At 61.6% G+C, this 7,508-nt stretch carries 8 protein-coding genes; 6 read left to right on the plus strand and 2 right to left on the minus strand.

Features of this window, described 5'->3' with window-relative positions; all coding sequences use genetic code 11:
• From EOA22_RS19140 to EOA22_RS19160, 5 genes are all read left to right on the plus strand, one after another.
• A partial coding sequence (locus EOA22_RS19140; protein WP_281040766.1) for a carboxyl transferase domain-containing protein occupies nt 1-975 on the plus strand: 975 nt, incomplete at its 5' end.
• Nucleotides 976-1,068: 93 nt separating this feature from the next.
• A complete protein-coding gene (locus tag EOA22_RS19145; RefSeq protein WP_318011939.1) occupies nt 1,069-1,539 on the plus strand; it encodes a hypothetical protein in 471 nt (156 codons plus the stop codon).
• Between the two features lie 39 nt (nt 1,540-1,578).
• Nucleotides 1,579-1,950: a hypothetical protein gene (locus EOA22_RS19150; protein WP_013532610.1), complete on the plus strand. Its 372-nt coding sequence runs from the start codon at nt 1,579-1,581 to the stop codon at nt 1,948-1,950.
• Between the two features lie 39 nt (nt 1,951-1,989).
• The gene (locus EOA22_RS19155; protein ID WP_024505729.1) at nt 1,990-2,364 is read left to right on the plus strand and encodes a hypothetical protein; all 375 of its coding nucleotides are present in this window, start codon (nt 1,990-1,992) and stop codon (nt 2,362-2,364) included.
• A gap of 163 nt (nt 2,365-2,527) precedes the next feature.
• Nucleotides 2,528-4,510 carry an acetyl/propionyl/methylcrotonyl-CoA carboxylase subunit alpha gene (locus EOA22_RS19160; RefSeq protein ID WP_013532612.1) on the plus strand — a complete coding sequence of 661 codons (1,983 nt, stop codon included), beginning with the start codon at nt 2,528-2,530 and terminating at the stop codon, nt 4,508-4,510.
• Between the two features lie 91 nt (nt 4,511-4,601).
• Here EOA22_RS19160 and EOA22_RS19165 read toward each other — a convergent pair whose 3' ends face one another.
• Both EOA22_RS19165 and EOA22_RS19170 read right to left on the minus strand, forming a co-directional pair.
• Nucleotides 4,602-5,723, minus strand: coding sequence for an ABC transporter substrate-binding protein (locus EOA22_RS19165; protein WP_013532613.1), 1,122 nt, complete (start codon nt 5,721-5,723; stop codon nt 4,602-4,604).
• 392 nt (nt 5,724-6,115) lie between these two features.
• Complete coding sequence (locus EOA22_RS19170) at nt 6,116-6,382, minus strand: sel1 repeat family protein (protein ID WP_013532614.1); 267 nt, start codon at nt 6,380-6,382, stop codon at nt 6,116-6,118.
• A gap of 446 nt (nt 6,383-6,828) precedes the next feature.
• On the opposite strand from EOA22_RS19170, the gene EOA22_RS19175 reads away from it, so the two are divergent.
• Entirely contained in the window at nt 6,829-7,170 is a 342-nt protein-coding gene (locus EOA22_RS19175) for a DUF2147 domain-containing protein (RefSeq protein ID WP_013532615.1), read from the plus strand.
• Nucleotides 7,171-7,508: the final 338 nt, after the last annotated feature.

Below are 7,508 nucleotides of genomic sequence, written 5' to 3' on the forward strand. Positions count from 1 at the left end.
TGCCGCGGCGGCCCGCCGCTGGTGAAGGCGGCGACGGGCGAGGATGTCAGTGCCGAGGATCTCGGCGGTGCGGATGTGCACACCAGGCTTTCCGGTGTTGCCGACCACTATGCGCTGGACGACGACCATGCCCTCGCCATCTGCCGGCGCATCGTCAAGAACCTGAATCGGAACAAGACTGTAAGCCTGAACTCTAGGAGAGCGATTCCGCCGCTTCATCCGGCGGATGAACTTTATGGCATCGTGCCGACCGACCTGCGCCAGCCCTATGACGCGCGCGAGGTCATCGCGCGCGTCGTCGACGGTTCCGAATTCGACGAGTTCAAGCAGAATTACGGCACCACGCTGATCACCGGCTTTGCCCATCTCCATGGCGTGCCGGTCGGCATCATCGCCAACAACGGCGTGCTGTTTTCCGAAAGCGCGCTGAAGGGCGCGCACTTCATCGAACTGTGCTGCCAGCGCAAAATTCCATTGGTCTTCCTGCAGAACATCACCGGCTTCATGGTCGGTCGAAAATATGAAGCAGGCGGCATCGCCAAGGATGGCGCCAAGCTGGTGATGGCGGTTGCCACCGCCAGGGTGCCGAAGGTGACTGTCATCATCGGCGGTTCGTTCGGCGCCGGCAATTACGGCATGTGCGGCCGCGCCTATTCACCGCGCTTCCTGTGGATGTGGCCGAACGCCCGCATCTCGGTGATGGGCGGCGAACAGGCGGCAACGGTGCTTGCCATGGTCAAACGCGAAGGCATCGAGCGCAAGGGCGGAGAATGGAGCGCCGAGGAAGAGGCGAAATTCAAGAAGCCTATCCTGATGAAATACGAGCATGAGGGCCATCCGCTCTATTCGTCCGCACGCCTCTGGGACGACGGTATCATCGATCCTGCAAAGACGCGCGACGTGCTGGCGCTCAGCCTGTCGGCCGCGCTCAACGCCGAAATCGAGGACACGCGCTTTGGCGTGTTTCGGATGTGAGAATGGACGGTCAACTTCGACAGCCAAACGGCGGAACTATACCGGCAGGCCGTTGCTGCCGTGTGAAAAGGCTGAACTGTATGGACCAAGCGATTGGTCAGTATAGGCGGCTTCGAATCTCAAACAGTGAACTGGCGGGGGGACAAAATATTCGCTACTGTTTATCCAGCATGGGGCAATGGGGACGGGCTGGAAATGAAACTGAAATATTGCCAGGGAACGGCTGCTTCGATACTTTCCGCATTTCTAATATTAACGGCGACCGGCATCAGCTCGGCGGAATCGCTCGCAGGACGCAAGGGAGACGTGCGTTTTCCGCCGACCTTGGGTTCGGGCGAATGCAACGTTGCCTACAAGGGTTACGTCGCGGCGAGCGGCCATTCGGCCTACGCCACAACCTTTTATTCGCGCGTTGTCGACCTCTACATCATCTGCGGGACGAAGCTCAACGCGCCGTCCCAGAAGGCGGCGGAAGAGACGGCGCTGCGCAATTGCCAGGCCGGGTTGACACGGTGGAAGCTCAAGACCGCGAGTGGCGGCTGCGCAATCTCGTCATCGAAATAAGCAACCGGCCGAGACTTTTTTGCGAATGGGGGAAGCAGAATGAAATCCGGGACCTGCAAACGAGCAGCCACCCCCATAGTGGCAGGCTTGCTGATGGTGGCGGCCTCCACCGCTGCCATGGCCGGATCGCTGGCAGGCAGCAAGGGCGACGTGCGCTACCCGGTGACCATTCCTATAGGAACCACCGGGGGCTGCGGGAAGGCCTATGCAGCGTATCTCGCAGCCGCAGGCCATTCGGCTTTCGCGGCGACGCCAATCGTTCCGGCGACCGAGTACTTCGTTTGCGGCGTGAAGCTGAATGCATCGTCACAAAAGGCGGCGGCGGAACTGGCACTGAAATCCTGTCAGGCCAGCAAAAGCAAATACAAGGTTACCGTCGCCGGCGCCTGCAGCATCGCCGCGTCCAAATAGACCGGAAAGCGCCCGGTTTTTCTCCTTGGGGAAGACAAAATGAAATCCACGAATTCCAAGCGAACAGCCATGGCGATATTGGCTGTATTGCTGGTGTTCGCAGCATCCGGAGCGGGCATGGCCGGCTCACTGGCGGGAAGCGAGGGGGACAAGCGTTTCCCGCCGTACCTGCCGCGAAATCCCAAGGATCCCTGCACCAAGGCCTACAAGGCCTATGTCGCGGCCGGTGGCCATTCAGCGTACGCAACCACTCCCTACGCACGGATAATGTCGTCGTACATAGTTTGCGGCGGCCACCTCAACGCACCATCTCAAAAGACGGCCGAAGAGTTGGCGATGAAATCCTGTCAGTCCACCCGCGGCCACTACAAAGTCACGACCGGCGGCAGTTGCGAGATCGCGGCCTCGAAGTAGGTACAGCCGACCGCAAGGTAGAGCACTTCCCTGGTAAGGGAGAGGTTTACTCCGAGGGCTTAAAAGGCTCGCGAGACAGCACCCCCCTCTGTCCTGCCGGTCAGAGGGGGGTGTTCAAGCGCCATGCTTCCCATGGACTTCGAACCTTACATGCGGAGGCTCCATGTTCGCCAAGATCCTGATCGCCAACCGCGGCGAGATCGCTTGCCGTGTCATCCGTACGGCTCGGAAGCTGGGCGTGCGTACCGTCGCCATCTATTCGGATGCCGACGCAAAATCCCTGCATGTCGAGATGGCCGACGAGGCGGTGCATATCGGCGCCTCGCCCGTCGGCGAAAGCTATCTGCGCGGCGACAAGATCATCGCGGCGGCCCTGGCAACGGGTGCGCAAGCCATTCATCCCGGCTACGGCTTCCTGTCGGAAAATCCCGATTTCGTCGACCAGGTGACAGCGGCGGGGCTTATTTTCATCGGCCCATCCGCGGCCTCTATCCGTGCCATGGGGCTGAAGGACGCCGCCAAGCGGCTGATGGAAAAGGCCGGCGTGCCGGTCGTGCCGGGCTATCATGGCGAGGCGCAGGAGATCGTGCTGCTTGCCTCCAAGGCGCGCGAGATCGGCTATCCAGTGCTGATCAAGGCGCGCGCCGGCGGCGGCGGCAAGGGCATGCGCCGGGTCGAGCATCCCGATGAGTTTTCCGAGGCGTTGTCCAGCGCACGGCGCGAGGCGAAAGCCGCGTTCGGCGACGACCGTGTGCTGGTCGAAAAATATGTCGACAAGCCGCGCCATGTCGAAGTGCAGGTCTTCGGCGACAATTTGGGCAATGTCGTGCATCTCTACGAGCGCGATTGCTCGGCGCAGCGCCGCCACCAGAAGGTGATCGAGGAATCGCCGGCGCCCGGCATGACGCCCGCTTTGCGCAAGGCGATGACGGAGGCGGCAGTGAAGGCCGCCAAGGCGATCAATTATTCAGGCGCCGGCACCATCGAGTTCATCGTCGATGCCTCGCAGGGCCTGAAGGCCGACCGCTTCTGGTTCATGGAGATGAACACCCGTCTGCAGGTCGAGCACCCGGTCACCGAAATGGTCACCGGCACCGACCTGGTCGAGTGGCAGTTGCGGGTCGCGTCAGGCGAAAAGCTGCCCAAGACGCAAAGCGAGATCGCGCTCGTCGGCCATGCCTTCGAGGCGCGCATCTATGCCGAGGACGCGGCAAAAGGGTTCCTGCCGGCGACCGGTACGCTGCATCATCTGAAATTTCCGGATGCGGCCCCGCAAGGCGCCACGATTCGCATCGAGACTGGCGTGCGAGCGGGTGACGCCATCTCGCCCTATTACGACCCGATGATTGCCAAGCTGGTCGTCCACGCAACGGACAGGCAGGCGGCTCTGGAGGCGCTTGGCGCGGCGCTATCCCGGACCGAGATCGCCGGCTCGACCGTCAACACCGCCTTTCTTGCCGCTCTCGCCGCCGATCCGGATTTCGCCGCAGGCGATGTTGACACCAGCCTGATCGCCAGGCACCAGACGGCGCTGACCGAGGTCGCGCCGCCGACCGGCGAAACCATCGCTGCCGCGGCCGTTGCGGCCTCCGGCGCCGGAGCATCGCCGTCACCCAACGATCCGTGGTCGTCGCTTGCCGGTTATGCGCATTTCCACAGCGTGGCGCGACGCACACGTTTGAAGTTTGGCGAAGACGAAATCGTGGCGAAAGTTTCGGTGCGGCATGACGGGCGGTTCCAGGTGACGCTGGACAAGCCCTATGACGACACCAATTCGCATGATTTTCGCTCAACACCACGCCTCGCCCGCTGGCCAGGCCACATCACCCTGTTCGAAGGCGCCGTCGGCTACACCTTTACGGTGCCGGACCCGCTCGCACGAGCCGACGAGGCAGCGGCGGGTTCAGGCAGCCTGCGCGCGCCGATGCCGGGACTGGTCAAGCTGGTGCGCGTGGGAAAGGGCGATGCCGTGATCAAGGGTCAACCGCTGCTGATCCTGGAGGCGATGAAGATGGAACACACCATCGCCGCGCCGCATGACGGCGTGATCGCCGAGATCGCCACCGAGGGCGTGCAGGTGACCGACGGGACGGTGCTGGTACGGTTCGTCGAGGAACAAGCCGCTTCGGCCGCTGTAGCCAGCTGACGGTTCGAAAGGCAGACTACAGGGCAAACAAGAAAATGGCCGGGGACGACCCCGGCCATTTCCCTATGCTATTCAGTCGCCGGGCCGGCGATTACTGCGCGATCGGCGCATATTTTCCGTCATGCCACTGGTTGATGTCGTAGCTGGCATTCTTGAGATCGCCCTTCTCGTCGAAGGTGACATTACCGACGACGGTGCTGATCGGCGTGCCGTTCTTCAGCGCCTCGGCAACCTTGGCCGGATCGTCGCTGCCGGCACGCTTGATGCCTTCGGCGAATGCCTGGATGGTGGCGTATGAGAACAGCGTGAAGCCCTCCGGCACGAAACCGCCGGCCTTGATCTTCTCGACGGCTGCCTTGGCTTCCGGCTTTGCCTGCGGATCCGACGGGAAGACGAACATGGTGCCCTCGCCGGCCGGGCCAGCGACCTGCCAGAATTCCGGCGAGGCGATGGAGTCCGGCATGATCAGCTGGAACTTCAGGTTCTGTTCCGCCGACTGACGCAGGATCAGGCCAGCTTCAGGATGGTAGCCGCCGAAATAGACGACGTCGGCTTTCAAGTCCTTGAGCTTGGTAACGAGAGCCGAATAGTCCTTCTCGCCAGCGTTGATGCCGTCATAGTAGACCTCCTTGAGGCCGCCGGCATTCATCGTTGCCCTGACGGCGTCAGCCACGCCCTGTCCGTAGGCGCTCTTGTCGTGCAGGACGACGACATTCTTGCCGGCGAACTTCTTGGCGATCCATGGGCCGATGAAGGCGCCCTGCGCATCGTCACGCGTATAAAGGCGCATGATCGTCGGCCAGCCGGCCTTGGCGGCCGCGTCGGTCAGCACCGGGTTGGAAGAAGCCGGGCTCATCATCAGCGCGCCGGCTTCGGCATAGACGGCCGAGGCCGGAATGCTCGAACCCGAGCAGGCATGGCCGTCGATGAACTTGACGCCATCGGCGACGACGCGGTTGGCAACCGACACCGCCTGCTTGGGATCGCACTGGTCGTCTTCGATATCAAGCTTGATCATCGACCCGTTGACGCCGCCAGCGGCGTTGATCGCATCGGCAGCGGCCTGTGCGCCCTGCTTGAACTGATCGCCGATGGTGGCGAGCTGTCCGGTCATCGGGCCGATCACCGCAAAGGTGATATCGTCGGCGAATGCGACCGGCGTGCTCATCATCAGGCCGAATATGGCCGCGTTCAAAATACTCAATTTTTTCATGATGGTAGAACTCCTCCACTCACGCGCGGCCGCCCCGGCCACGCTTCTTCCAGAGAGGCGGGACAATTTCATCCTTCATTCGGCCTGTCTAGGCGCATTGGCGCCGCTCGATTGGGCCTGCAAGACGTCATCCACGCAAAAACCCACGCCAGCCTTGTTCCGGCTGGTCGTGGCTTTTTTGCCCGTCGAGCAATCTCCAGGCGCCCCGCCCCTAAAAATCCCGCTCAGCTTCCCTGTGTCGCGCACGACTGGGCCTTGCGGCCTGCCGCGTTCTTTCTCTTGCCCTCGTGACCGTCTTGCGCGGCCTTCAATTTCGCCGGGTCCGGCCGTCTGTGCGGCCTTGATCCCGGAGCTTCCCTGTCTTCGATAGGCCTGTCTGCGATTGGCAGATTTCAGTGCATGGTCATCCATTCGCGGGCTTCGCGAAGCGCCGTGGCGATCTCGACCTTCGACATGGCCGCCGACAGTTCCGAGCGCAGTTCCGCGGCGCGGGCCGAGCCCTTGATGGCGGCGATGTTGAACCATTTGTGGGCGGCAACGACATCGGTCTCGCAATCGCGGCCGGTCGCATACATCATGCCCAGTTCGAAAAGGATGTCGGCCTGGGCAGTTGCCCCCATGGCGCCGAAACCTGCTTCAAGCATTTCAAAACGTGCCATTTCAATCCCCTGTTTCCGGCCCCTGTCAGGCTCCCGAGAGCTGCCTTCTTTCGTCCTTGGCGGCTGCTCTTCCGATGCTTTCGAGAATGCCGTGCAGGCTTGAATCCGTCGTTAAATGGCGTGCTTAATTTGAGGAAAACAAAGCTAAAACAAGAGGTAAACGCGGAAATTCGTTAAGGATACAAAGCCAGCAATTCAGCCTGCTTGCGTCAAATTTGACGAAAATTTCCCGATGCCAATTCAAGACTTCGCTAACCACAGGAGACAAAGGCGATGCGCCGATCGTTTCATTTCCTTGGCCAGGAGGCGCATTCGGGGCCCTTCAAAATCCGAAAGTCTTCCGTTGCGGCACCGCTTTTGTTTTGCCGGGAGCTGGATTAGCTTACGTTTGCGTAAGCGGCAGACCGAGGCGGAGCATCCGGCCGGACATCTAAAGGGAGGAAGACATGTTTCGAAGAGTGAGCCTGGCCCTTGCGGCCACATTGATCATGGCCGGTGCGGCCTGGGCCGATCCGATCGAGGGCAATTGGAAGACGCAGGCCGGCGACACCGCAGCCATCGCTGGCGGCGGCTCGTTTTCCATCACGCTCAAGTCCGGCAAATATGCCGGCAAGACCATCGGCTCGCTCAAGGCGACGGGCGACAACAAATATGCCGGCAACATCACCGATCCGGCAAACGACAAGACCTATTCGGGCAAGGCGACATTGTCGGGCACCTCTCTCAAGATGAGCGGCTGCGTGCTCGGCGGGCTGATCTGCAAGAGCCAGACCTGGCACAAGCTCTGATCGAGCGCATCTTTCCGACCTGATGACGGGGCCCCGACGGGCCCCGTTTTCGTTTTGTCGACACATCCTGCGCCGGTGATGCTCGATGGAGGCCGGCGGCTATCCAACCGACGCCGGCGCCGTCGAAACCCCGTCAATCATCTTGAACCGCAGATGAACGCCGCCATCAGAGCCGGTTCAGTTGCATCAGGGCATTCTCCGGCGTGTTGAAGGAGACCGACCCAATGCTTGCTCGCCGCTTCACCATCGTCTGCCTGCTGGTGAGCCTGTTTGGAATGCTCTTCGCCATCCTCGTCGCTGTAGCGGGCCGTCCGGCCCGCGCCTGGGACGTAGCCAGT

It is taken from the genome of Mesorhizobium sp. M7A.F.Ca.US.014.04.1.1, assembly GCF_003998745.1.
GTDB lineage: Bacteria > Pseudomonadota > Alphaproteobacteria > Rhizobiales > Rhizobiaceae > Mesorhizobium > Mesorhizobium ciceri.